Raw genomic sequence first — 22,859 nt, forward strand, 5'->3', positions numbered from 1 at the left:
AAAAATCCTCCCTATTCTTCGTCGTCCAGTTTAATGACACGTACACCTTGGATGTAGATGTTTACTGAATTCACTTTTAAGTTTAATGTTTTTTCTAATGTATATTTAACTGTTGATTGTACATTATTCGCAATTTCTGAAATTTTAGTACCGTATGCCACGATGATATACATATCAACATCTAATACGCCATCGTTATTTGTAACAATTACACCTTTTGAATAGTTATCACGACCAACGATATCTGCAATACCGTCTCTTACTTGATGTTTACTTGCCATACCGATGATGCCGTAACATTCTACAGCTGCGCCGCCCGCAATTGTTGCGATAACGTCACTTGAAATATCAATAGAGCCTAATTCGTTTGTAATTTCTAAAGTCATGATGCATCCTCCTTATCGTTTTACATTCGTCACATTATTATAATCAATAATTTATGATAATTACAAGAATTCTATAGTAATCTGTGCAATTTATTAATAAACTAAAGTAAAATTCGTACAAATGAAGAAATTTATGCCTTTCACAAAGTAATATTTGAGATTATTTATTTAATATTTTTATATTATACCAACTTCAATAATATACTAAAAGTATAAATAAATCTTGCAAACAAAATATGAATGTGTTAAATTATTATGGTATGTAAAAGATAAGTGTATCTCTATATTCTATTAAAGGAGGGAATAATATGGCTAAAGTATGTCATGTTACAGGCCGTAAAGCAGTTTCAGGTAACAACCGTTCTCACGCAATGAACTATAGCAAACGTCGCTTCGGTGCTAACTTACAAAAGGTTAGAATCTTAGTAGATGGTAAGCCTAAACGTGTATGGGTTTCAGCTCGTGCATTAAAATCAGGTAAAGTGACTCGCGTTTAATTGAATATATAGATACAAAAAAGACCTTTGTGTGAAAGGTCTTTTTTTGTTATATAGATTTTTTACACTTCGTTACTTTGTATCATATAAACCATGCCTTGCTCTACAGTAATTTCGGCACGATCAGTAACAAATTCATTAGATACTGTTCGAGTGAAACCCATTATTACTTCCAAGCGATCAGTTTCGTATTTCAATCCATCAATCGTCAATATGACACCATCATTGACTGGAATAAATGATACATATTTTTTATCGTTACTTTTTTCAATAATATGTGTACCTGTTGGTAATACCTGTATTTCATTCAACGCATCTACCATTATAAAATCAGACGTAGATAATAAAATATCTGGATGGATTAATGTCTGTAGGTTTCCTAAGAAATGGTCCAGCCTTCCCCCGGTTGCACCATGGATATAAACTTTATCGTATCCTAAACTTTTTGCATATTGAATTCCAACTTCTAAGTCTGTTTCATTCTTTTCAGTAGGTAAGTATTCAATATCAATTACACCTTCAATACGTTCACGTTCTACCCTTGAAACAGAATCAAAATCACCAAAAGCTGCTATGGGAGTAATTCCTGCATCAATTAGCATCACAGCACCAAAATCAATTCCAATCCAATCTTCTCCTTGATGTGCTTCTAAAAATGCCTGGGTTACACCAAGTTTTGTACAAAGTATATGTAAATTCATATTATTCGCCCCTTAATATTGCAGTAGGTACAGTCAAATCATCATGTTTAAAGAAGTATGAACCTGCTACTAATACATCTGCTCCAGCTTCTCTACAAATATTTGCTGTTACGTCATTTACACCACCATCTACTTCAATTTCATATGTTAACTTGTGCATTTTTCGAAACGATTCTAAAAATCGTATTTTCTCTACACAGTTTTCAATAAATTGTTGTCCACCAAACCCTGGATTAACGGTCATCACAAGCACAAGATCCACATCACTTAGTACTGGCACAACCGTTTCAACTGGCGTTCCTGGGTTAAGTGTAACACCTGCTTTTTTACCTGTCGCATGAATTTGTTGAATGGCACGATGAAGATGATTTGTCGCTTCAACATGTACCGTAATGATGTCACTTCCAGCACTTGCGAAAGCATCTATATAGCGCTCAGGATCTTGTACCATTAAATGTGTATCAATTGTTAAATCCGTAATACTACGGATTTGATTTAATATCGGAAATGCGAAAGAAATATTGGGCACAAACATACCATCCATTACATCAAAATGTAAATAATCAATCTCCGCACTTTCCAAGCGTTTGATTTCACTTTGCAAATTTAAAAAATCACATGATAATAAACTCGGTGCTACTTTCATTAGTATCTCACCTTTCTGGTCTCAATTTCTAACAACATTTGTTGATAATGTTTGTAACGCGTTTCTAATATTTCTCCTGTTTCAACTGCTGCTTTAATTGCACATTTAGGTTCATTTGTATGCATGCATTCTCGAAATTTACAACTATCATGTAACGCAACAAATTCCACAAAACAGTGCTTTAAAGTATTACGATCTAAATTATCTAAATCAAGTGAACTAAATCCAGGGGTATCAGCGATATAACCATTTTCTAATGGAATCAATTCAACATGACGTGTCGTATGTTTACCACGATTGAGCGCATTACTGATGACCCCAGTATTTAGATTAGCATCTGGAATTAATGCATTAATAAATGAAGATTTTCCAACACCAGACTGTCCTGCAAGCACCGTAATACCCTTAATTAAGTTCGTAAAGTTTTGTTGTTCTAAATTAGATACAAACATCGCTTCATAGCCTATTTTTTTATAATAAGAGAGACAAGTCTCAATGTACTTGATTTGTTCTTCATTAAGTAAATCTTTTTTTGTCACTAATAGGACAGGTTCAATGTCATATGACTCAATTATCGTGATAAATTTATCGACTAAGTTCAAACTAAATTCAGGCTCTTTTGCACTCATTACCACAATAACACGGTCCACATTCGCAACTGGTGGACGAACCATTACGTTACTACGTTCTAATATTTCTAATATATAACCATCTGTTTGATTCTCAATTTGAAACTTCACGAAATCTCCAACGTATGGTGTTACCCCTTTTTTACGGAAGTTACCACGTGCACGACATTGATAAATTTCATAATCGTCTTCACTTTTAACATAATAGAATCCACTTAACGCTTTAATAATTTGACCTTTAATAACGTTCACCTCAATTGTTAATGTCTTTTAGGATCGTTTAAATATGCATAGAATAATCCAATAAATAATCCACCACCAACATAATTACCTAGGCCACTAAAAAATAAATTACGTATCATTGGAACGATATGACTTGCATCGAATTGATAAATTAATGAACAAATATAAATGACACCGTTAGCAATAACGTGTTCATATCCCATGTATGCAAATATCGTAACCCCAATAATCATTGCAACCATTTTAGGTAGCGCTTCTTTAAAGTGCATTGTGACAATGATAGATATATTAATGAAGAAATTGGCAAAAATTCCACGAATAAAAATATCCAATGATGAAAGACTTGTTTTCTTTTCAACTGTTGTATGCATTAACGCTAACATATCACTTGATATCACTGTACTAAATTTTAACAAACTAAACAACAATACACCACCAATCAAATTTCCTAAAAAACATAAAGTGAATACTAGTAGTGCTCGTCTAATTGTCACCGAGCGATAAAATACACCCACTGTAAAATACATAAAATTACTCGTCAGTAGTTCTGAGTATGTGAAGATAATAAATATAAGCGCAAAACTAAACGTGATTCCTCCGACTAAATTTGCGAGATCAGCACCAATTACAGGTGCAAAGTCAATACGAGCCTTCCAAGTAAACACTGTCATCAAGGCAATGATAAAACCTGCCATAACAGCTCGTAATATATATCTAATAAAAAAGTCTTTGACGAGACTTTCTTTCGTCATTACGGTATCTTGAATCCCATCCATTAATTTTCGGCCATAGAAAAACTTCTCTGTCTCTGGAAAATTAAATGTACTTTGTGGTATTTGTTCTTTATTTGTCATTTTTCTCTCTCCTTTTGTGATTCTTTTCACATATGTATTTTAAAGCATATATCATGAATATACAACTTAAATTTTAATATACAAAAACCGAGACATTTGTCTCGGCTGAATCTTTTAATCAATCCGTCTCATTGGAATCGCTTTCGTCATTGGCGTTGTTAAAGGAATTGTTTCATACATCACTTCGTTAGATGGTAATTCAAACCATTTTACAGGAGATGCTGTAAAGCGTTTAATTGCAATCTTCCATTGTAATATGATTCGTTCATACCATAATAAGTCTGCATCTAACAATACTTCATCTTTTAATACAACAAATTTAAAGTCACTAATAACACGTAGATTATTCGTTCCGTAGGGTCTAAATTGTTCTTTCATTTGTTTATATTTAACAAGTGTTCTTGCAATATTTTTAATATAATAATTGACGTTTTGATGCATTCTAAATCCTAAAATGAGCTGTACTTTAAAAATATGATCTGTATTAAAGTTTTCGATACGGTAATTTACTTGAAACGGTTCATCGCTTACTTTAACATTCACAAACCAATATACATCTGCACGCTTTGGGCGACCATCTAAAATCGATTTAATGACTTGCTTTTCAATCATACGATCTTCTTCATTTGTTGTTAAATACACTAAATTCGTCGCAAACTTAGGTACACTACGATCTAATTTCAATGATTTCAATTGACCTAAATAATCATCAATCGCTACATCATGAGATTGATTATCTTTAATTAAATAACCGTAGTACCATATCACCATAATTAAAATAATTAAACACGAAATCAATACAGCAACATACCCACCGTGTGTAAATTTTGCAAGACTTGAAACAAAGAATGCAAATTCTAACATAAAAAAGAACCCAATCGTAATAATTATCAACATTTGATTAATATTTTTTTTGGTTAAATAATTCGAAAGTAATATCGTTGTCATCATCATAGTTACTGTAATACTCAGCCCATATGCCGCTTCCATATTAACAGAAGTTTTAAAGTACAATACAACTAAAATACACAAAAACCATACGACTCCCGTTACAGTTGGAATATACATTTGACCTTTAACAGTTGAAGGATATTTAATATCAAGTTTTGGCATAAACTTCAAATGAATGGCTTCTGAAACTAAAGTATATGCACCTGTTATTAATGCTTGTGAGGCGATAATCGCGGCAAAAGTAGCTATCAAAACGCCATATAATATAAATGACTCAGGCATAATTTGAAAAAATGGATTAATTTCTTCAAGTTGTCTCGTATCACCAATATGCTTAATTGTCCAAGCACCTTGACCTAAATAACTTAAAATAAGCATGACTTTAACGAATGGCCATGTTAAATAGATTGATTTTTTCCCGACATGTCCCATATCTGAATACAAAGCTTCAGCTCCTGTGGCACATAAGAACACAGTTCCTAAAATAAGTAAACCCATTTTATTATCCGGACTAAATAAAATTTTGATACCTAACATAGGATTAAAAGCTTCTATCACTGAAAAGTCTTGAACAAGTTGAATCGTTCCGAAAATCCCCATCATAGAGAACCAGATAAACATCACTGGTCCAAATACCTTCCCGATACTACCTGTACCAAAACGTTGTGCAAAAAAAATACATGTAATAATTGCAATGACAATCATTATAATATTATTTTGATTCGAAGCAAAGTTATGATAAAAATAAGGAATCTCTTGTAATCCTTCGACTGCAGATGACACGGTTACAGCAGGTGTCAGTATTCCATCAGCTAAAAGTGCAGCTCCACCTATCATTGCTGGCACAAGTAGCCAACGCTTTTGTTTGCGGACAAGTGTATACAAACTAAAGATGCCACCTTCTCCGTGATTATCTGCTTTCATACAAATCATTACGTATTTTATAGTTGTAAGCATCGTAAGCGTCCATATCACAAGAGATAAACAGCCTAATACATAATCACGTGATAAGTGTGATAATCCACCATTTACCGATACAATTGCCTTCATTACATATAAGGGTGAAGTTCCAATATCCCCGTAAACGATGCCTAAAGCAATCAGTAACATTCCGGCATTTATTTTTTTATTTTGATTCATATGCATTATGCGCACCTCTATATTTTTCTATTGAGTTAAAACCGATAGATTGCATTTTACTCTCATTTGATGCGTAATACAATAGATTTTTTTAATAAATTTTATATTATTTTTGTCTAATATTTACTATTAGATTTTCGCAAATTTTCTTTGTATTCAGGTTTCAATTCTAAATCATATTTTTTAAGTAATTCGCGCTCTATCTCTAACTTAATACGATCAATATGAGATTGGCTCATACGACGATAAATCTTATAGTTAAAATATAAGATTGAAAGCATGAGTATAACTAGACCAGAAAAGCCTAATATTACTATCAATTGTAAATGATCAATCATAGCATAAAATTGATCTTGTTTATCTATCATAAAGTCTTCAATATCTTTGAATGGTTTTGTGAAAAATAACATAGTGTTCCTCCCTTTTTATTTTTAAAACAAGTTGAATATATGTATGATATTACTATAAACGAAGAAGGAGTGAAACAATTGACTAAGACAATCACATTGGACGCTATACAAGATGCAATCAATTCAGGATCAGATGCACATATTTTAGATGTTCGTGAACTTGATGAATTTAAAGCAGGACATATCCCAGAAGCTATGAACTTACCACTTTCAGAAATTGATCAAAAAGCTGTGGAGCTACAAAGTGACATAGAATATATTGTAATTTGTAAAAAAGGTGGGCGTGCGAAGCGCGCAGGCGAATATTTAGAAACTCAAGGGTTTAATGTTACTGTTAGTGAGCAAGGAATGGATGACTGGAAAGGTGAAGTTAAAATAGAGGATTAATTGACATACATTACGATCATTCTTAATTAATAAGGATGGTCGTTTTAGTTTTTTTAGCACCGCTAGCACTATAAGTCTGATATCGCTATGAGCTTATATCTAAAAATATTATCATGATAAAAAACCGCACCCATACGGATGCGGACAAAAGAATTAAATATTATTTAGTTCTGTCAATATTCACTCTGACATTATTTATTACCATACCTGATTTTACTCGACCAGGTAATTTAGTACGATCTACTGTAAAGTCTTGTGGTGGTACATCATATTCAATTTCTTTAGCAAAGTATTTCATCGTTTCTTCCATAATGATAATAGTCATCCACTCACCAGCACATCGATGGTTAGTATAATAGTCTCCTCCACCTTGTGGAATTAAATCAAATGGACTACCATCCCAATCATCAAAACGATTTGGATTAAAGCGTTCTGGTTCAGTAAATGTATCTTCACGGTGTAAGGTACCGTAAATATCCATTACTATCATCGTGTCTTTTTTAATCTTGTATCCTTCGAATTCAATATCTTTTGCAGCTTTACCTGGTAAGAATGGAACAAATGGATAGTAACGACGTACTTCTTGTACAAATTTATATGCATAATCATTGTCGTCACGTGCAACACGTGTTCTTTCTCCCGGGAATTCGTGCATTGCCAATACGCCGTATGCTACAAATCGATTTATCGCTACAAGTGGTCGAATAATGTTCATTAAGTCCACTGAACATAAACGTGAATCCATAGGTTTATCATTCATATCTTCCCAATGACTGAATTCATATAAAGCACTTCCTGGTTCAGGATGTATCTTTCCTTTACGTGTCTTAATGATTTGTTCTTCTAAGAAATCTTCTACACGAGCACGTGCTTTCTTTGCTTCATTATAACCTTTATAACGTGATCCAATGGCTCCAAACGAATCAATCATTTTATCCATATCCATAGCGTGTTGCTCAATATTTTCAGGTGTTTCAATGATACCTGCCCAACGGAAACCAACTTTTGTTAATAAGATGATAGATTCTTTATAAACGTTGACTTCATCCATTAATTGCATACGCTCAGTGTTTTGGAACCAATAGTTACGCGTTAATTTACGTAGGTATGCTAAATTCTCATCCGTCATTAATGACATAAATAAAGCTTTACGATCAATATGTTTTTTACCAGTTGTTGTGTGTATTGCACCTTTACCGAATAATGTTTTCACCACACGTGGAGGTAGTGTGCCAGAGCGTTCAATTTTATCATTATCATAAAAAAGTTCTGCTGCTGCTTTACCACTAATAATTACCGCGTGTTTGCCACCTAATACGCGAGTTTCAAAAACATTTGAGTCAAATTTTTTAGTACGATTTTGGATATATTCATATCCTTCTTTCATAATCGTTAATGTATTATCAAGACCTCTATCTTTAGGCATTCTTTTCGCCATGATGATTCCCCCTAATAAGTAATAGTATACTTATACCCTAATTTCAATGTTCTTAACTCAAAATCGCAAGTTTTGCTGCATCCATTAATTCATCAGTATCAGCAATATTCTCCATGAATTTATCTGGTTTAACTACGCTCTCTTCTTCTGTACCATATACAAACACAAAATCATCATAATTTTTAGTTTCAAAGTTGTTTGCTGCACCAAAAGTAGTTTCACCTATCTTCTCAGCAGGACTTTGTGCAATAAAGTATTCAGGACTTCCTTTCGTTTGTCCAGACATTAAAATAACATCAGCATCATATTCATAACGGTTTATCCCTCTAGCATAACGTAAATCTAAAATGACTGGTAAATCAATATCAATCGTGACAATTTCATCAAAATTATAAATCGTTACGATTTGATATCTTTCATATCGCTTTACAGTATTTTCTGGTAAATTTACAAATTGCATAATATCAAATTCATAATCTTCTTTACCACGAACAACTGTCATTTGTGATTGTTTCGAAATAATATGTGTCCAATCTTGAGCAGTATCATCCTCGTGAAATAGTAATTTTGAATATCGAGATTCTAATACAGGGATTTCATCTTGGCTCATTTTAGTGATGATATCACCAACAACTAAACGATTGTCCGCATTAACCTCTGATACAACCAGTGCATTTCCTTGTTTCTTAACATGAAATCCATTATGACCCACTAAATTTCTATGAAAGAAAAACAAACTTTTCATTTGAAATTCAGTTAGATATTCTAACATGATTTGTTGAAAAGTATAATCATTATCGGGTCCTAAGTTTTTAACGATATTTAAATATAATTCATTAGTTGCAGTGTCATTAATATTATATTGACTTGCAATTAACTCAGCAACTTCAGAGAAAATTGTATGGTACTGATATGGCATATATAATCCCCCTTATGTATATATTTAAAATATAGGGTTTATCGTAAAATATTACAAACAAAATGCATAAAAAAAGCTAAACAACAAAAAATGTTGTTTAGCTATTCTACTTCATCATAATCTACTTGTTCTTGTAAATACGTCTTACCATCAATTTTAATAATAAATGATCCTTGCGTCCCTGGTTCGATAGTTAAAACTAAGCGCTTCTCGGTATCCTTTTTTGTTTCGTATGATTCATAAACTGTTGAAATATCATTATTTTTATCTTTAATAAAAATTTCAACAAGTTGCATTGCTTTTTCTGGTTTAGGTGCCTCACCTGGTGCTTCTACTGTCTCACCCTCCTCATTTGTTTCAGGTTCTTCAGTAGAAGGTATGACTTCTTCACCCTTATAAGGGATAGTGACAGTGCCGATATATTTCTTATCCTTTTGTTCTTCAGGCGCTTCGGTTGTAGGTTCTTCTTTTGTCTCTTTCTCTTTCACTTTTGGTTTTACTTTTTTCTCTTTACCTTTTGAAACTTCAAAATTTATTGTTGAACCATATGGGAATTTGATATTACGAACATTCTGAGAAATAACATCACCTTTTGCAACATCATCTGAGTAAATAACTTGAATTACATTTACTACAAATCCAAGTTGCTCAAGTTCTGCTTTTGCTTTTTCGAAAGAAAGTCCTGTGTAATCTTGAACAAAAATTTGTTCTACACCTTTAGATACTGTAAAAACAACATTAGATTTTTTAGGATCAACTTCTTTATTCGCTTTTAAATTTTGCTTCAAGATTGTGCCTGATTTTTCAAAGTTATATTCTTGTTTAACTTTAATCGAATTAAATCCTTGTTTAACTAATTTTTTCTTAACTTTTGCAAGGTCTTGTCCAACATAATCTTCAAACATGAACTTTTTTGTTCCCTTTGAAACTGTCATATCAACAGAAGTAAGTTCTTTAACCTTTTCACCGAACGAAGGATTTGATTCAATTACTGTACCTTCATCATAAGATTCAGAATACACTTGAGTAATATCACCTTTACGTAAATTATTTTGTTCAAGTAAACTTGTAGCCTCTACTAATGATTTACCATTAATATCAGGTACTTCACTATATTTCGGGGCAAATGTCATATACGCAATTGCAGAACCCAGTCCAAGAATTAAAAGTAATGGTAGTAACCATAGCCACCATTTTCTCTTTTTCTTTTGAGGTGGTTCTGATTCCTCTACAATTCGTTCAGACTTTGGTTCAATCGGTGTGGTCGACACAGGATGCATCTCGATCGTGTCATCCGTTTGCACAACAGGTATCATCATCGTTGCATCATCTGCTATAAACATTTTCGGTTCTTTTGATCTATCATCATCTAAACATGTATTTAAGTCGTCATACATTTCTTGGGTTGTACGATAGCGTTGATATTTCTCTTTCATTGTTGCTTTTAATATAATATTTTCTAAAGCTTGAGGAACTGATGGGTTCTCATCTATTACAGACGGTAATTGTTCTTGAATATGTTTAATAGCAACCCCAACTGCGGATTCACCTTCGTGCGGTGGATGACCCGTTAACATTTCAAACAATACTATACCTATAGAATAAATATCACTTGCTTCATCTGTTTGCTTACCTTTAGCCTGTTCTGGTGATAGGTAGTGTACACTTCCCATTATATGATTGGTTTGGGTCATTGCTGTTTCACTTAAAGCACGTGCAATTCCAAAATCTGAAATCTTCAATTCTTTTTCTTTAGTCATTAATATGTTTTGTGGTTTAATATCGCGGTGAATAATACGATGTTGATGGGCATGCTCCATTCCACGTAATATTTGTTTCGTAAAAAATACTGCCTCTTCAACATCGAGTGGTCCACTATCACGAATATATTCATGTAATGTCGGACCGTCTATGTACTCCATAATCATATAATAATGTCTCTCATCTTCATCCACATCTAACACTTTAACGATATTCGGATGAGATAACGTCGTCGCATTTTGAACCTCTCGTTCAAAACGCTTTACAGCTCGATCTACATCTACAGGTGGAATATTAATAATTTTCACAGCGACTTGCGCATTTAAAATTATATCATCAGCAAGGTAAACACTACTCATGCCGCCGCCACCAATATATTTAACTAATTTATAGCGATCACTGATAACTGTTCCAATCATTTACTCGCCCCCTTTTAAAGGGACAAGAACGACAGAAATATTATCTCGAGCTCCCGCATTTACCGCAGCATCAATTAAAGCTTCGCCGGCACTATTAACGGTTTCATGGGCAAATATTATTTCATGGATTTCTGATTCTTCAAGATAGTCGGTTAAACCGTCTGATGATAACAATAAATAAATATAACGATCATAATCATATTCGAACATATCCGGATGAACACGCTTATCTGATCCCAAAACTTTCGTGATAACATTTCGTTGTGGATGGTTTCTCGCTTCTTCTTTAGTTAAACCACCTGCCATCAGTAAATGATTAACAAATGTATGATCATGCGTCACTTGACGCATTTCACGTTCATTTATTAAATAAGCACGTGAATCTCCTATGTTTGCGATAACTACTTGGTGTTCAAACATCAAAGCACAAACTAAAGTTGTTCCCATTCCTTGATTCTCATTATTTAAATGACTTTGCTGATAAAGCTGACGGTTTATATCAGAAATATTGCTTTTCAGCCAACTTTCTGCGTTTTCTCGCTCGATATAATTTTCCTCAACAAAACGTGCGCCAAGCAATTCATTTACGAACTTGCTTGCCACATCGCCTGCATTATGACCTCCCATACCATCACAAATAACTAAAAGCATTTGTCCAGTATGATTATAATAAACACCGCCCGCGTCTTCATTACGCTGTCTGACGGGTCCCATATCAGTAAAAAAACGTGCGTGCATATGACTACCTCGTTTCTTCGGCTCTTTCTTTCGCTCTTAATTGTCCACATGCAGCATCAATATCTGCCCCATGTTCACGTCTAATTGTAGCATTAATTCCGTTTCTTTTTAATTCTTTTTCGAATTTGAAAATGTCTTCTTTAGGTGTTCTTACATAGTCTCTTTCCGGAACATGGTTAACAGGAATTAAGTTCACGTGACAGTTTAAATGTTTGATTAATTTCGCAAGTTCTTTTGCATGATGTACTTGGTCATTTACGCCACCAAACAAACCATATTCAAAAGTAATACGACGGCCTGTTTTATTTACATAGTATTCAATTGATTCCATTAATTTTTCTAAATCATATGCACGGTTAATAGGCATTAAACGACTACGAATATCGTTATTTGAACCGTGTAAACTTAAAGCGAAGTTAATTTGTAATTCTTCGTCCGCAAAGTCATAAATTCTCGGAATAATACCAGAAGTAGAAACAGTAATATGACGTGCACCAATATTTAAACCATCATTATGATTGATAATTTTTAAGAAATCCATCATCTCTTCATAATTCTCAAACGGTTCACCAATTCCCATAATTACAACGTGACTGACACGTTCTTCAGTTAAATCGAGTGCTTGTTGCACTGCTAATACTTGGGCAACGATTTCACCCGCTTCTAAATTACGCTTTAATCCGCCTAACGTTGATGCACAGAATGTGCACCCGATACGACAACCCACTTGTGTAGTAACACAAACAGAATTCCCATAATCATGACGCATTAATACTGTTTCTATTGTATAACCATCTTGTAACTCAAATAAAAATTTAATTGTTCCATCTTTACTCTCTTGTTTTACAACTGTTTTTAACGTCGTCATCGTAAAATTACTTTCTAATACTTCACGTAATTCTTTTGATAAATTCGTCATATCTTCAAAGCTTGTCACTCGTTTAACATATAGCCAATCAAAGATTTGTTTTGCTCTGAATGATTGTTGTTTGTGATCTGCTAACCAGTCTTTTAATTCTGCTAATTGTAATGAGTATATTGAGGGTTTCTCAAAGTTTGGCATAAACTTTTTATTCTTCTTTTCTAATAAAGCCATTATTATTCACTCTTCCTTCTTAACTTTGCAATAAAGAATCCGTCAGACTTTAAGTCTTGCGGTAATATTTGCAATAGTTTATGTTCTCCGAGTACTGGTAAAGTAATCGGTTCAATCTCGAAATCTGGGTTCTGTTTAATAAATGAATAGACGACATTGTCATTTTCCATTTGTTCTATCGTACATGTAGAGTATACAAGTAATCCGCCAGGTTTTACAACTTTGCTGGCATTCGTTAATATTTCTAATTGCATCGGCCAAAGAGACTCAATATCTTTCTGTGTTTTGTCATACTTTATTTCTGGTTTACGTTTAATGACACCAAATCCAGAACATGGCGCATCTACAAGAACACGATCGTATTCACCTTCAAACGGTTGCAGTGCATCATGTACTGAAGGTTCAATGTTTCTTAAACTTAAACGATTAATATTGTATTTAATTAAATCAATTTTGTGAGGGTAAACATCGTGGCTGACTACACGACCAGTTCTGTTCATTTTCTCAGCGATATGACACGCTTTTCCACCTGGCGCACTACAAGTGTCTAAAATGGTTTCATCCTCTTTAGGATCCAATACGTTTGCCACTAACATACTTGAGGCATCTTGAACACTCAAGAACCCATGTTTAAATAGTGGATTTTGAACAATTGGTGGACCATCAATCGCTAAACATTCAGGAATTATTTCTGATTGTTCAACTGCGTATCCTTCGTCTTGCAAGCGCAGAATCGCATCTTCAATAGATATTTTAGTGGTATTGACACGTACAGTTGTCTCAGGATATGTTAAGAATTCTTCAGCCATCGCACGTGTTTTATCATAACCAAAATGTGTATTCCAGTGTTTGATTAACCAGAATGGTGTACTCGATTCAACACTTAATCGCTTTAAATCATCTTTTATCTCAGCAAAATCACGTAATTCACTACGTTGGAAGTTACGTAATATTGCGTTCATTGTGTTTGCACCACTGATTGAACCACGTTGTTTCGTAATTTCAACAGCTTCATTGATAATCGCATGGTCTGGTACTTTATCTAAATAGATAGCTTGATACACACTCATTAAAAGCAAACGACGCATCCAACCTTTAATATTGGCTTTAATAAACGGTTCAATGTAAAACTCTAACGTCAATTTATATTGTAATGTACCATAGACAAGTTCAGTAAGTAATGCTCTATCAACAGGTTCAACATATCCTTCTTTAATCGCTTCATTTATGAGCAAATTACTATAACCACCATCCGTTAATACTTGGTCCAATATCTCTAAAGCAATATATCTTACACTATGCTTATGCTCCATTAAATGTTTGCCCCACAATCGTTTGTTTTAATCCTGCAATATAATCACTAGCTTTCATGCGTTTCTTTCCAGCAGGTTGGATTTCTGTTAGCATAACAGCACCATCATTTGTTGCGACTTTAATGCCTAGTTTATCAGCGCTTAAGATTTCACCAGGATTACCTTTACCTTCAGCCACTTCTGACTTCCAAAGTTTCATATTTTGGCCTTCTAGCTTTGCAAATCCAACAGGCCAAGGACTTAAACCACGGATGTGATCATGCACTGCTTGACTACTACGATTAAAAGTCACATATTCTTCTTCACGACTAACGTTTGATGCAAACGTTGCTGCTTCATGATCTTGTGGCGTTCGCACATTCGTTTCATCTAATATACTCGGTAACGTTTCAAGTAATAATTTCTTACCTGCAGCACTTAACTTGTCGTGAAGCGTGCCGACTGTGTCATTATGTTCTATTGGCACAACAATTTGTGAAATCATATCACCAGCATCTAATTTTTTCGCCATATACATTATCGTTACACCTGATTTTTTTTCACCATTTATAATGGCCTTATGAATTGGTGCACCCCCACGATACTTCGGTAAAAGTGATGCATGGACATTGATGCACCCCAGTCTAGGGATCTCTAAAATACGTTCAGGTAATAATTGCCCGTATGCTGCAGTAATAATTAAGTCTGGATTTAAGTTTTGAACATATTCATATGCCTCATCACTCGTCATTTTTTCAGGTTGATATACTTCAATCCCAAGTTCAACCGCTTGCGCTTTTACAGGTGGAGCAGTAAGTACACGCTTACGACCAACTGGTTTATCTGGTTGTGTGATAACGTATGACACACCATAAGCATCGTGTACAGCTTTTAAAATTGGAGCTGAGAAATCCGGAGTACCCATAAAAACAATATTAGCCTTCTTCATCATACATTGCCTCCAATTCTTCTTCACTTACATAACGCGTTACTTTATCGGTGAACATCACGCCATATAAATGATCCACCTCATGTTGAATAATACGTGCAATATCATCATACGCTGACATTTCAATTACGTTTCCCTCTAAATCATTTGCTTTTACAACAATCTCAGTTGAACGAGCCACCATACCAAACACGTCAGGTACTGACAAACATCCTTCAACATCACTCTCTTTCTCTTGTGAAAATGAAATAATTTCAGGATTAATGAGTTGTAAAATTCCATCTTGTTCCATATCAACTAACGCGACCTTTAAATCGACACCAATTTGAGGTGCTGCAATACCGACACCATTATAATGAAACAAACTATCTTCTAAATCTTGTATTAAAGCTTTCAAACTATCATCAAAAGCCGTTACATCTTTAACTTCTCTATGCAATAATGCATCATTTTTATCTATTAATGATTTAATCAATGGACTTGCTCCTTTTTTATTCAATCATTCTATTTTACTTTATTTTGGTCAAGAATGCGATATATTCGTTTGAATAATAAAACTCTCTTTAACTTTTGCTAAAGAGAGTAGATTAGTGTCATTTTACTATATTTTGAGGATGGATTCAAAATGTATGGGTTGTGGGAGGATATTCAGTTGACGGAAGCGGCTGTATTTTGAGAATACTAGCGCTTGCTCTGATGAATTCAGATTTTGGGTTGCGGAAGCGGCTGTATTTTGAGAATACATCCGCTTGCTCTGATGAATTCAGATTTTGGGTTGTGGAAGCGGCCGTATTTTGGAAATACTAGCGCTTGCTCTGGCGAATTCAGGTTTTGGGTTGCGGAAGCGGCTGTATTTTTGAAATACTAGCGCTTGCTCTGGTGAATTCAGGTTTTGTGTTGCGGAAGCGGCCGTATTTTAGAAATACTAGCGCTTGCTCTGGTGGATTCTGTTTTTGGGTTGTGGAAGCGGCTGTATTTTTGAAATACTAGCGCTTGCTCTGGTGAATTTAGGTTTTGGGTTGCAAAAACGGCCGTATTTTGGAAATACTACATATAGATTACGCCCCCTAAAACACAATCACATCATCATATACGGATTAATGTCAATATGAAGCGTAAATTTATCCTTAACATATTGTTCATGGTAATAGTCATCCAAATAATTCAACGCTTTCAACAATTCAGGTTCGGATTTGAACTTTATCATCACTTGGAACCGATGTTGATTGTTAATTCTCGCAATTGGACTTGGTGCTGGTCCAAGTACATAACTGCCTGGTGTTAAATGCTGCAATAGAATTTGGTGGATATGCTTACTTTCGAGTAATACTTTCCTTAAATCTTGATGACTGAAATTCAAATATACCATATAAAAATAAGGTGGATATTTCCCTAACCTACGATATTCCATTTCTTCTTTAAAGAAACCTTTATAATCATTTGTCATGGCATATTCTACCGCGTAATGTTCTGGATTATATGTTTGTATCACAACTTCCCCGCGTTTCGAACTGCGTCCGGCACGTCCTGAAACTTGTGTTAGCAATTGAAACGTCTTCTCACTTGCACGAAAGTCTGGTAAATTAAGCATCGTATCAGCATTCAACACACCAACTAACGTAATATCTGGAAAGTCTAATCCTTTTGCTATCATTTGCGTTCCGAGTAAAATATTTGCTTCTTTACGCTTAAATTGCTCAAGCAACTTCTCATGCGCACCTTTTTTTCGTGTCGTATCATTATCCATGCGAATGACTTTCGCATCCCGAAATGTCTCGTATATAATTTCTTCAACTTTTTGTGTGCCAACACCCATTTCACGAATATGTTCGCTCTCACAACTTGGACAGACGTTTATCGGTGGTTCTTTGTGCCCACAATAATGACATTTCAGTTCATCTGTATATTTATGAAAGGTTAAACTGATATCGCAATTCGGACACATGGGCACGTGACCACAATCACGACAAAGCATAAATTGCGCATGTCCACGTCGATTTAAAAATAACACCACTTGTTCATCTTTATCAATCTTTTCTTGAATCTTTTCTCGTAAGCTTCTGGAGAACATTGATCGGTTACCATTTGTTAGTTCGTCACGCATATTAGCGACATACATGTCAGGCATTGCTAGTTGATTTGCACGGGTAAGCATTTCGAGTTTCGTATATACCCCTTTTTCAGCTCTTGCATATGATTCCAGTGATGGTGTTGCACTGCCTAACACGAGTGGGCATTGATGAAATTGTGCACGCCATTCAGCGATTTCTCGTGCATGATAACGTGGGTAATCTTCTTGTTTATAAGTTGTTTCGTGTTCTTCATCGATAATGATAATTCCAATATCTTTAAATGGTGCGAATATACTACTACGTGCACCCACAGATACACTTGCTGTTTGGTTCTTAATCTTACGCCACTCATCATAACGTTCTCCACTTGAAAGGCCTGAATGAAGTACTGCAACTTCATCCCCAAAGCGCGACTTAAAGCGATAGACCATTTGTGGTGTTAGTGCAATTTCGGGTACGAGCACAATCGCTTGCTGCTTATTATTCAATACTTCACTTATGAGTTGTAAATAGACCTCTGTTTTCCCTGAACCAGTTACTCCATGCAGTAAAAATGTTTCAGCCTGTTTGTTTTGATATGCACTATGTATCGCATCAAATGCCACTTGTTGTTCTTCCAATAACACTTTTTTTGTATCTTCAAAAAATACTTTATGTGCAAATGGATCACGTGTTTGTTCAAGTTCCACTTTTTCGAATACACCGTTCTTAATGAGAGTATTACAAACAGCTTTAGAAATGCCTCTTGATTCTAGTTCAACAAATGTTATACCTTCGCGATGAGATAGTACTTCTTCACACGCTGCAAGTTGTTTTTCGTTTTTTGTAAGTGACTCAAAATCAATACCTTCCATGAGCTTAACACCAAGTAATTTCTTCACTTTATTTTTCTGTGTCACATCTACATCTTCTATGATTGCACCCGTTGCAATAAAAGGTGCAAGTAACGGCATAATTTCAAGTTCTTGCGCACGGTCTAAAATAAGCGAGCCATGATTAAAATACTTTATCAAATCTTCTGGGATTTCAGATGTATCTTCAATCTTGAGTACCTTCTTATATTTACCTTTTAAAGCCGCAGGTAGCATTGCATCTAGTACTGCAATACGTTTTGACACATGTGAATAGCTCATCCATTCACTTAATTCAATTAGTTCTTGTGTTAATTCTGGTACATAATCTTGTACACTGAGTATCGGTTTTAGTTTATCGAATTCAGCAGTTTCACTTTGTTCAATGACATAACCTTGCACTTTTCTAGGACCAAATGGTACCACAACACGCATGCCTGGCATGATTTGTCCTTCTAAATGATCAGGTATTAAATAATCAAACAACTTATCAACGCGCTTACTATTTACATCAACTATCACTTTAGCGATCAATTAAATCCCTTCTTTATCACATGTGTTAGTATTTCGTGTGCCACACCTAATTTAGGTTGCTTGTCAATTTCTTCAGAGCTACCATCTTTAAAGTACATCGTGGCAGCATTATCATCAGATTTGAACCCAATGGATTTGTCTCCAACATTATTAGCAATAATGACATCTGCGTTTTTCTTTACTAGTTTACCACGTGCATACATTTCAACTTGTTCTGTCTCAGCAGCAAATCCAACCACATATTGATGTGTCTTATGCTCACCAATATACATCAGTATATCTTGGGTACGTTTCAATTGTATCGACAAGTCGCCTTCACGTTTCTTCATTTTTTGATCAAATACTTCAACCGGTGTATAATCTGCAACCGCAGCTGCCTTAATAATAATGTTTGCTGCTTCCATATGTTCTTTTACCGCATTGAACATATCTTCTGCACTTTCAATTTTAATATGTTTGACCCCTTCAGGCACTGCTAACGGTAAATCCGATGAAATTAAAGTCACACTTGCACCACGCACACTTGCCGCTTCCGCTAAACTATACCCCATCTTACCTGATGAACGATTGGTTAAATAACGTACTGGATCGATTTTCTCAATTGTTGGTCCTGCAGTAATCAATACATGCTTACCAACTAAATCTTGTTGAATTTGTTGAACTTGTTTACCACTCGTCACAACATCCACGATATCTTGCGGTTCGCTCATTCGTCCTTTAGCAACATAACCACACGCTAAAAAACCTGCCCCAGGTTCAATAATCTGAACGCCTCTTTCATGTAAAGTCGTTAAATTTTCAATTACAGCAGGATGATCATACATTTTAGAATTCATTGCTGGTGCGATATAAACAGGACCAGTATACGCTAAGTATGTTGCTGTCAGCATATTGTCACTGATACCATGTGCCATTTTACCGATTGTAGCTGCTGTAATAGGGGCAATTACCAAACAGTCTGCCCAATCCGTTAAGCTTATGTGTTGAATTTCAGCAGGGTTCTGTTCTTCAAAAATATCTGTATATACATTATTACGACTCAACGCTTGAAAAGCCAATGGCGTGACAAATTTTAACGCACTTTCAGTCATAATAACTCTTACATCATGTCCCGCTTGCGTTAATTTGCTTGTTAAATCAATCGCTTTATAAACGGCAATCCCACCTGTTACACCTAATATTATTTTCATAGTATCCTCCTAGAAAAAAAACTGACAAAAATTAATTTGTCAGTCTCGATTTTTAATTTGGTTGCTCATTTGTAATTCTAATTTTTAGTGCTGCTATTTCTTCTAAAGAACGGCCAACTGGTTTATATGAGATATAATCATCAAGTAAGGCACTTTCAGGATTATCTTGTAATTCACGTGCACGCTTTGCAGCTAATGTAACGATTAAATATTTAGAATTCACATTCTTTTTTAATTGATCTAACGGTGGGTTTAACATTTATTTGGCCTCCAATATCATTTTTCTAAAGCGTGCTTCAATTCTTTCGCGCTTCAAATGTTCTGCTTCTACAATTGTTTGTACTTTCTGTTTAGCTTCCATCACTTCATCATTAATAACAACATAGTCATAAAGGTTCATCATTTCAACTTCTTTGCGAGCTTCATTAATGCGGTTTTGAATCACTTCTTGCGACTCGGTACCACGTCCAATTAAGCGTTGCTCTAAATGTTCTAAAGTCGGGGGTGCTAAAAAAATAAATAATGCTTCAGGAAATTTCTTACGTACTTGACGCGCGCCTTGGACTTCTATTTCTAAAAATACGTCTTTCCCTGCATCCATCGTATCCCTTACATATTGTACAGGTGTTCCGTAATAATTACCAACATATTCTGCATATTCGATAAATGCATCTTCTTTAATTAATGCTTCAAACTCATCTCTTGATTTGAAGAAGTAATCTACACCATCGACTTCTCCGACACGTTGATCACGCGTTGTCATTGAAATTGAGTACTGAAAATCTGTTTCTGGATCATCAAATATTGCTTTACGAACAGTCCCTTTACCGACACCTGACGGACCTGATAATACGATTAATAAACCTTTTTCTTTCTCCATAATAACGACCTTTCATATAAAAGTAATTATATTTAAATTTATCATAAATCATAAGAAAAATATATGATAATATTACCCTTGTGTGATTTAATCAATAGATTATCCACATATATAGGATAAACCATCAAATCATGTTACACTATAAAGACGAAAAAAAGAGGTGATTGTATGGCTTTTGATGGCTTATTTACACATCAAATGATTAAAGAAATATCATTTTTAGAAACAGCACGTATTAATAAAATCACACAGCCCGACAATTATACTGTCGTATTAGTGATTCGTGCGAATAGAAAGAATCAGAAATTATTATTATCAGCGCATCCTAACTTTGCGCGCTTTCATATTACTGAAGGTACTTTAGATAATCCTTTTGAACCACCAATGTTTCTGCGTGTTCTGCGTAAACATATTGAAGGCGGCATTGTTCAATCTATCAATCAAATAGGTAATGACAGAATTATTGAAATAATCATTAACAATACGAATGAAATTGGAGATCGTATCGTTCGACACTTATACATTGAAATTATGGGCAAACACAGTAACATCATCTTAACCGATCAAGACAAAAAAATATTAGACAGCTTAAAGCACTTAACTCCAAATACGAACAGTGCACGTACACTGATGCCTGGATTCACCTATGAGTTCCCACCAACTTTAAAGAAACATAATCCTTATGAATTAAAGACAATCAGTGATTTAATTGATCCTGAACTCAAAATAAAAAATGCAATATTAAATGTTTTAGAAGGATTCAGCCCAGTAGCAGTCAATGAAATCCTTGCAACAGGTAACGACATCGATGATAGCTTTCAAACATTTATGAATGATCAAGAAGTTAGACCTGTTACATATACTTTAAACGATAAAGAAGATTTCTATTATAAACCGGTCACGTACGCAACAAATATTGAATCATTTGAATCATTAAGTCAGTTACTTGATAACTTCTATAAAGACCGTGGCAATCGAGAACGTGTGCGTAATCAAACAAATGATTTAGCACGTCATTTAACGAGTTTATTATCTAAAAATGAAAAAAAATTAGCGAAACTCTTCAATGAACTTGAAGAAACAAATCAAATGGAAGAAATGAATTTATTTGGTGAATTAATAACAAGTAATATGTATATGCTCAAACAAGGGATGGATGAACTTGAAACGATTAATTATTATAATAATGAAACCGTTAAGATTCCACTAAACCCAAGAAAGTCCCCTGCTGAGAATGCACAATACTATTACAAACAATATAATCGTCTAAAGACGCGTAAACAACATGCTGCACAACAGATAGAAGAAACAAAGGCAGAAATAGAATATATTCAAACTATCCAAATGCAACTAAATCATATTGAGCTCAATGATATTGACGATATTCGTAATGAGCTCGCAGATCAAAACTTGATAAAGAAAAAACATAAAAAAAACGATAAGAAGAAAAAGAAAACACAAGATATTGACCACTATTTATCTCGTGACAATCAAGTAATAGTTGTTGGACGAAATAATCTTCAAAATGAATATATTACACATAAAATGGGCCGCAATAATTACCTATGGTTCCATACAAAAGATATTCCAGGTAGTCATGTCGTTATTTTAGATGCTTCTCCCACTGACATTACTATTGAAGATGCCGCCATACTTGCAGGACATTTCTCAAAAGCACAAGGTTCATCTAAAATACCTGTAGATTATACAGAAATCAGACATGTTTATAAACCTAATGGTGCTAAGCCTGGTTTTGTAACTTATACTGATCAAACAACTGTTGTTGTGACCCCTGAATCGAAATATATCGATCACTTAAGGGAGAACTATAAGAATCAAGTGTAAGTCTAATTTTTTAATCTTTTATAATTATTTA

22 protein-coding genes are annotated in these 22,859 nt (G+C 34.5%); 3 read left to right on the forward strand and 19 right to left on the reverse strand.

The features are described from left to right. Nucleotides 1-11 precede the first annotated feature (11 nt). Entirely contained in the window at nt 12-386 is a 375-nt protein-coding gene (locus ACMGE9_RS00805) for an Asp23/Gls24 family envelope stress response protein (protein ID WP_414043361.1), read from the reverse strand. A 308-nt stretch (nt 387-694) separates the two neighbouring features. Between ACMGE9_RS00805 and rpmB the strand changes: the two genes are divergently transcribed. Beyond that, nucleotides 695-883: a 50S ribosomal protein L28 gene (gene rpmB, locus ACMGE9_RS00810; RefSeq protein ID WP_096076757.1), complete on the forward strand. Its 189-nt coding sequence runs from the start codon at nt 695-697 to the stop codon at nt 881-883. A 62-nt stretch (nt 884-945) separates the two neighbouring features. On the opposite strand, the gene ACMGE9_RS00815 is transcribed toward rpmB, so the two are convergent. From ACMGE9_RS00815 to ACMGE9_RS00840, 6 genes are all read right to left on the reverse strand, one after another. Then, nucleotides 946-1,584 (reverse strand): thiamine diphosphokinase, encoded by a 639-nt coding sequence (locus ACMGE9_RS00815; protein WP_414043362.1) that lies wholly within the window; start codon nt 1,582-1,584, stop codon nt 946-948. A gap of 1 nt (nt 1,585) precedes the next feature. After that, entirely contained in the window at nt 1,586-2,230 is a 645-nt protein-coding gene (gene rpe, locus ACMGE9_RS00820) for a ribulose-phosphate 3-epimerase (RefSeq protein WP_414043363.1), read from the reverse strand. After that, nucleotides 2,230-3,111: a ribosome small subunit-dependent GTPase A gene (gene rsgA, locus ACMGE9_RS00825; RefSeq protein ID WP_414043364.1), complete on the reverse strand. Its 882-nt coding sequence runs from the start codon at nt 3,109-3,111 to the stop codon at nt 2,230-2,232. The genes rpe and rsgA overlap by 1 nt, the downstream gene beginning before the upstream one ends. Nucleotides 3,112-3,119: 8 nt before the next feature. Continuing rightward, nucleotides 3,120-3,956, reverse strand: a complete 837-nt coding sequence (locus ACMGE9_RS00830; RefSeq protein ID WP_414043365.1) for a formate/nitrite transporter family protein — start codon at nt 3,954-3,956, stop codon at nt 3,120-3,122. Between the two features lie 114 nt (nt 3,957-4,070). Next, complete coding sequence (locus tag ACMGE9_RS00835) at nt 4,071-6,053, reverse strand: KUP/HAK/KT family potassium transporter (RefSeq protein ID WP_414043366.1); 1,983 nt, start codon at nt 6,051-6,053, stop codon at nt 4,071-4,073. A gap of 110 nt (nt 6,054-6,163) precedes the next feature. Further along, nucleotides 6,164-6,457, reverse strand: coding sequence for a hypothetical protein (locus ACMGE9_RS00840; RefSeq protein WP_414043367.1), 294 nt, complete (start codon nt 6,455-6,457; stop codon nt 6,164-6,166). Between the two features lie 78 nt (nt 6,458-6,535). Between ACMGE9_RS00840 and ACMGE9_RS00845 the strand changes: the two genes are divergently transcribed. Beyond that, complete coding sequence (locus tag ACMGE9_RS00845; protein ID WP_414043368.1) at nt 6,536-6,844, forward strand: rhodanese-like domain-containing protein; 309 nt, start codon at nt 6,536-6,538, stop codon at nt 6,842-6,844. 160 nt (nt 6,845-7,004) lie between these two features. On the opposite strand, the gene ACMGE9_RS00850 is transcribed toward ACMGE9_RS00845, so the two are convergent. The 12 genes from ACMGE9_RS00850 to gmk all read right to left on the reverse strand — a co-directional run bounded on the left by ACMGE9_RS00850 (nt 7,005) and on the right by gmk (nt 20,983). Then, complete coding sequence (locus tag ACMGE9_RS00850; RefSeq protein ID WP_414043369.1) at nt 7,005-8,282, reverse strand: cytochrome P450; 1,278 nt, start codon at nt 8,280-8,282, stop codon at nt 7,005-7,007. A gap of 52 nt (nt 8,283-8,334) precedes the next feature. Beyond that, nucleotides 8,335-9,201 (reverse strand): hypothetical protein, encoded by an 867-nt coding sequence (locus ACMGE9_RS00855; RefSeq protein ID WP_414043370.1) that lies wholly within the window; start codon nt 9,199-9,201, stop codon nt 8,335-8,337. A gap of 101 nt (nt 9,202-9,302) precedes the next feature. After that, on the reverse strand, nt 9,303-11,381 hold the full coding sequence (gene pknB, locus ACMGE9_RS00860) for a Stk1 family PASTA domain-containing Ser/Thr kinase (RefSeq protein ID WP_414043371.1): 2,079 nt from the start codon (nt 11,379-11,381) through the stop codon (nt 9,303-9,305). Next, the gene (locus ACMGE9_RS00865) at nt 11,382-12,119 is read right to left on the reverse strand and encodes a Stp1/IreP family PP2C-type Ser/Thr phosphatase (RefSeq protein WP_414043372.1); all 738 of its coding nucleotides are present in this window, start codon (nt 12,117-12,119) and stop codon (nt 11,382-11,384) included. 4 nt (nt 12,120-12,123) lie between these two features. Further along, the gene (gene rlmN / locus ACMGE9_RS00870; protein WP_414043373.1) at nt 12,124-13,215 is read right to left on the reverse strand and encodes a 23S rRNA (adenine(2503)-C(2))-methyltransferase RlmN; all 1,092 of its coding nucleotides are present in this window, start codon (nt 13,213-13,215) and stop codon (nt 12,124-12,126) included. Between the two features lie 2 nt (nt 13,216-13,217). Continuing rightward, nucleotides 13,218-14,528: a 16S rRNA (cytosine(967)-C(5))-methyltransferase RsmB gene (rsmB, locus tag ACMGE9_RS00875; protein WP_414043374.1), complete on the reverse strand. Its 1,311-nt coding sequence runs from the start codon at nt 14,526-14,528 to the stop codon at nt 13,218-13,220. Continuing rightward, complete coding sequence (gene fmt, locus ACMGE9_RS00880) at nt 14,518-15,456, reverse strand: methionyl-tRNA formyltransferase (RefSeq protein WP_414044422.1); 939 nt, start codon at nt 15,454-15,456, stop codon at nt 14,518-14,520. Before fmt ends, rsmB begins: the two co-directional genes overlap by 11 nt. Then, nucleotides 15,443-15,931, reverse strand: a complete 489-nt coding sequence (gene def, locus ACMGE9_RS00885) for a peptide deformylase (RefSeq protein ID WP_414043375.1) — start codon at nt 15,929-15,931, stop codon at nt 15,443-15,445. The genes fmt and def overlap by 14 nt, the downstream gene beginning before the upstream one ends. A gap of 603 nt (nt 15,932-16,534) precedes the next feature. Further along, the gene (priA, locus tag ACMGE9_RS00890; RefSeq protein WP_414043376.1) at nt 16,535-18,913 is read right to left on the reverse strand and encodes a primosomal protein N'; all 2,379 of its coding nucleotides are present in this window, start codon (nt 18,911-18,913) and stop codon (nt 16,535-16,537) included. Then, a complete protein-coding gene (coaBC, locus tag ACMGE9_RS00895; protein ID WP_414043377.1) occupies nt 18,910-20,103 on the reverse strand; it encodes a bifunctional phosphopantothenoylcysteine decarboxylase/phosphopantothenate--cysteine ligase CoaBC in 1,194 nt (397 codons plus the stop codon). The genes priA and coaBC overlap by 4 nt, the downstream gene beginning before the upstream one ends. A gap of 52 nt (nt 20,104-20,155) precedes the next feature. Next, nucleotides 20,156-20,362 carry a DNA-directed RNA polymerase subunit omega gene (gene rpoZ / locus ACMGE9_RS00900; protein ID WP_414043378.1) on the reverse strand — a complete coding sequence of 69 codons (207 nt, stop codon included), beginning with the start codon at nt 20,360-20,362 and terminating at the stop codon, nt 20,156-20,158. Continuing rightward, nucleotides 20,363-20,983 carry a guanylate kinase gene (gmk, locus tag ACMGE9_RS00905; RefSeq protein WP_414043379.1) on the reverse strand — a complete coding sequence of 207 codons (621 nt, stop codon included), beginning with the start codon at nt 20,981-20,983 and terminating at the stop codon, nt 20,363-20,365. Between the two features lie 168 nt (nt 20,984-21,151). Here gmk and ACMGE9_RS00910 point away from each other — a divergent pair, with 168 nt between their 5' ends. Then, the gene (locus ACMGE9_RS00910; protein ID WP_414043380.1) at nt 21,152-22,828 is read left to right on the forward strand and encodes an NFACT family protein; all 1,677 of its coding nucleotides are present in this window, start codon (nt 21,152-21,154) and stop codon (nt 22,826-22,828) included. Nucleotides 22,829-22,859: the final 31 nt, after the last annotated feature.

The sequence above is a fragment of the Macrococcus animalis genome (assembly GCF_047425875.1).
Lineage (GTDB): Bacteria > Bacillota > Bacilli > Staphylococcales > Staphylococcaceae > Macrococcoides > Macrococcoides animalis.

Coding starts and splice junctions, on each gene's coding strand:
- rlmN (WP_414043373.1), bottom strand. CDS start 13,215: ATGGCTTTATTAGAAAAGAAGAATAAAAAGTTTATGCCAAACTTTGAG.
- rpmB (WP_096076757.1), top strand. CDS start 695: ATGGCTAAAGTATGTCATGTTACAGGCCGTAAAGCAGTTTCAGGTAAC.
- coaBC (WP_414043377.1), bottom strand. CDS start 20,103: ATGAAAATAATATTAGGTGTAACAGGTGGGATTGCCGTTTATAAAGCG.
- ACMGE9_RS00805 (WP_414043361.1), bottom strand. CDS start 386: ATGACTTTAGAAATTACAAACGAATTAGGCTCTATTGATATTTCAAGT.
- fmt (WP_414044422.1), bottom strand. CDS start 15,456: ATGAAGAAGGCTAATATTGTTTTTATGGGTACTCCGGATTTCTCAGCT.
- gmk (WP_414043379.1), bottom strand. CDS start 20,983: ATGGAGAAAGAAAAAGGTTTATTAATCGTATTATCAGGTCCGTCAGGT.
- ACMGE9_RS00855 (WP_414043370.1), bottom strand. CDS start 9,201: ATGCCATATCAGTACCATACAATTTTCTCTGAAGTTGCTGAGTTAATT.
- rpe (WP_414043363.1), bottom strand. CDS start 2,230: ATGAAAGTAGCACCGAGTTTATTATCATGTGATTTTTTAAATTTGCAA.
- ACMGE9_RS00815 (WP_414043362.1), bottom strand. CDS start 1,584: ATGAATTTACATATACTTTGTACAAAACTTGGTGTAACCCAGGCATTT.
- pknB (WP_414043371.1), bottom strand. CDS start 11,381: ATGATTGGAACAGTTATCAGTGATCGCTATAAATTAGTTAAATATATT.
- ACMGE9_RS00840 (WP_414043367.1), bottom strand. CDS start 6,457: ATGTTATTTTTCACAAAACCATTCAAAGATATTGAAGACTTTATGATA.
- ACMGE9_RS00835 (WP_414043366.1), bottom strand. CDS start 6,053: ATGCATATGAATCAAAATAAAAAAATAAATGCCGGAATGTTACTGATT.
- rpoZ (WP_414043378.1), bottom strand. CDS start 20,362: ATGTTAAACCCACCGTTAGATCAATTAAAAAAGAATGTGAATTCTAAA.
- rsmB (WP_414043374.1), bottom strand. CDS start 14,528: ATGGAGCATAAGCATAGTGTAAGATATATTGCTTTAGAGATATTGGAC.
- ACMGE9_RS00865 (WP_414043372.1), bottom strand. CDS start 12,119: ATGCACGCACGTTTTTTTACTGATATGGGACCCGTCAGACAGCGTAAT.
- ACMGE9_RS00850 (WP_414043369.1), bottom strand. CDS start 8,282: ATGGCGAAAAGAATGCCTAAAGATAGAGGTCTTGATAATACATTAACG.
- ACMGE9_RS00830 (WP_414043365.1), bottom strand. CDS start 3,956: ATGACAAATAAAGAACAAATACCACAAAGTACATTTAATTTTCCAGAG.
- ACMGE9_RS00910 (WP_414043380.1), top strand. CDS start 21,152: ATGGCTTTTGATGGCTTATTTACACATCAAATGATTAAAGAAATATCA.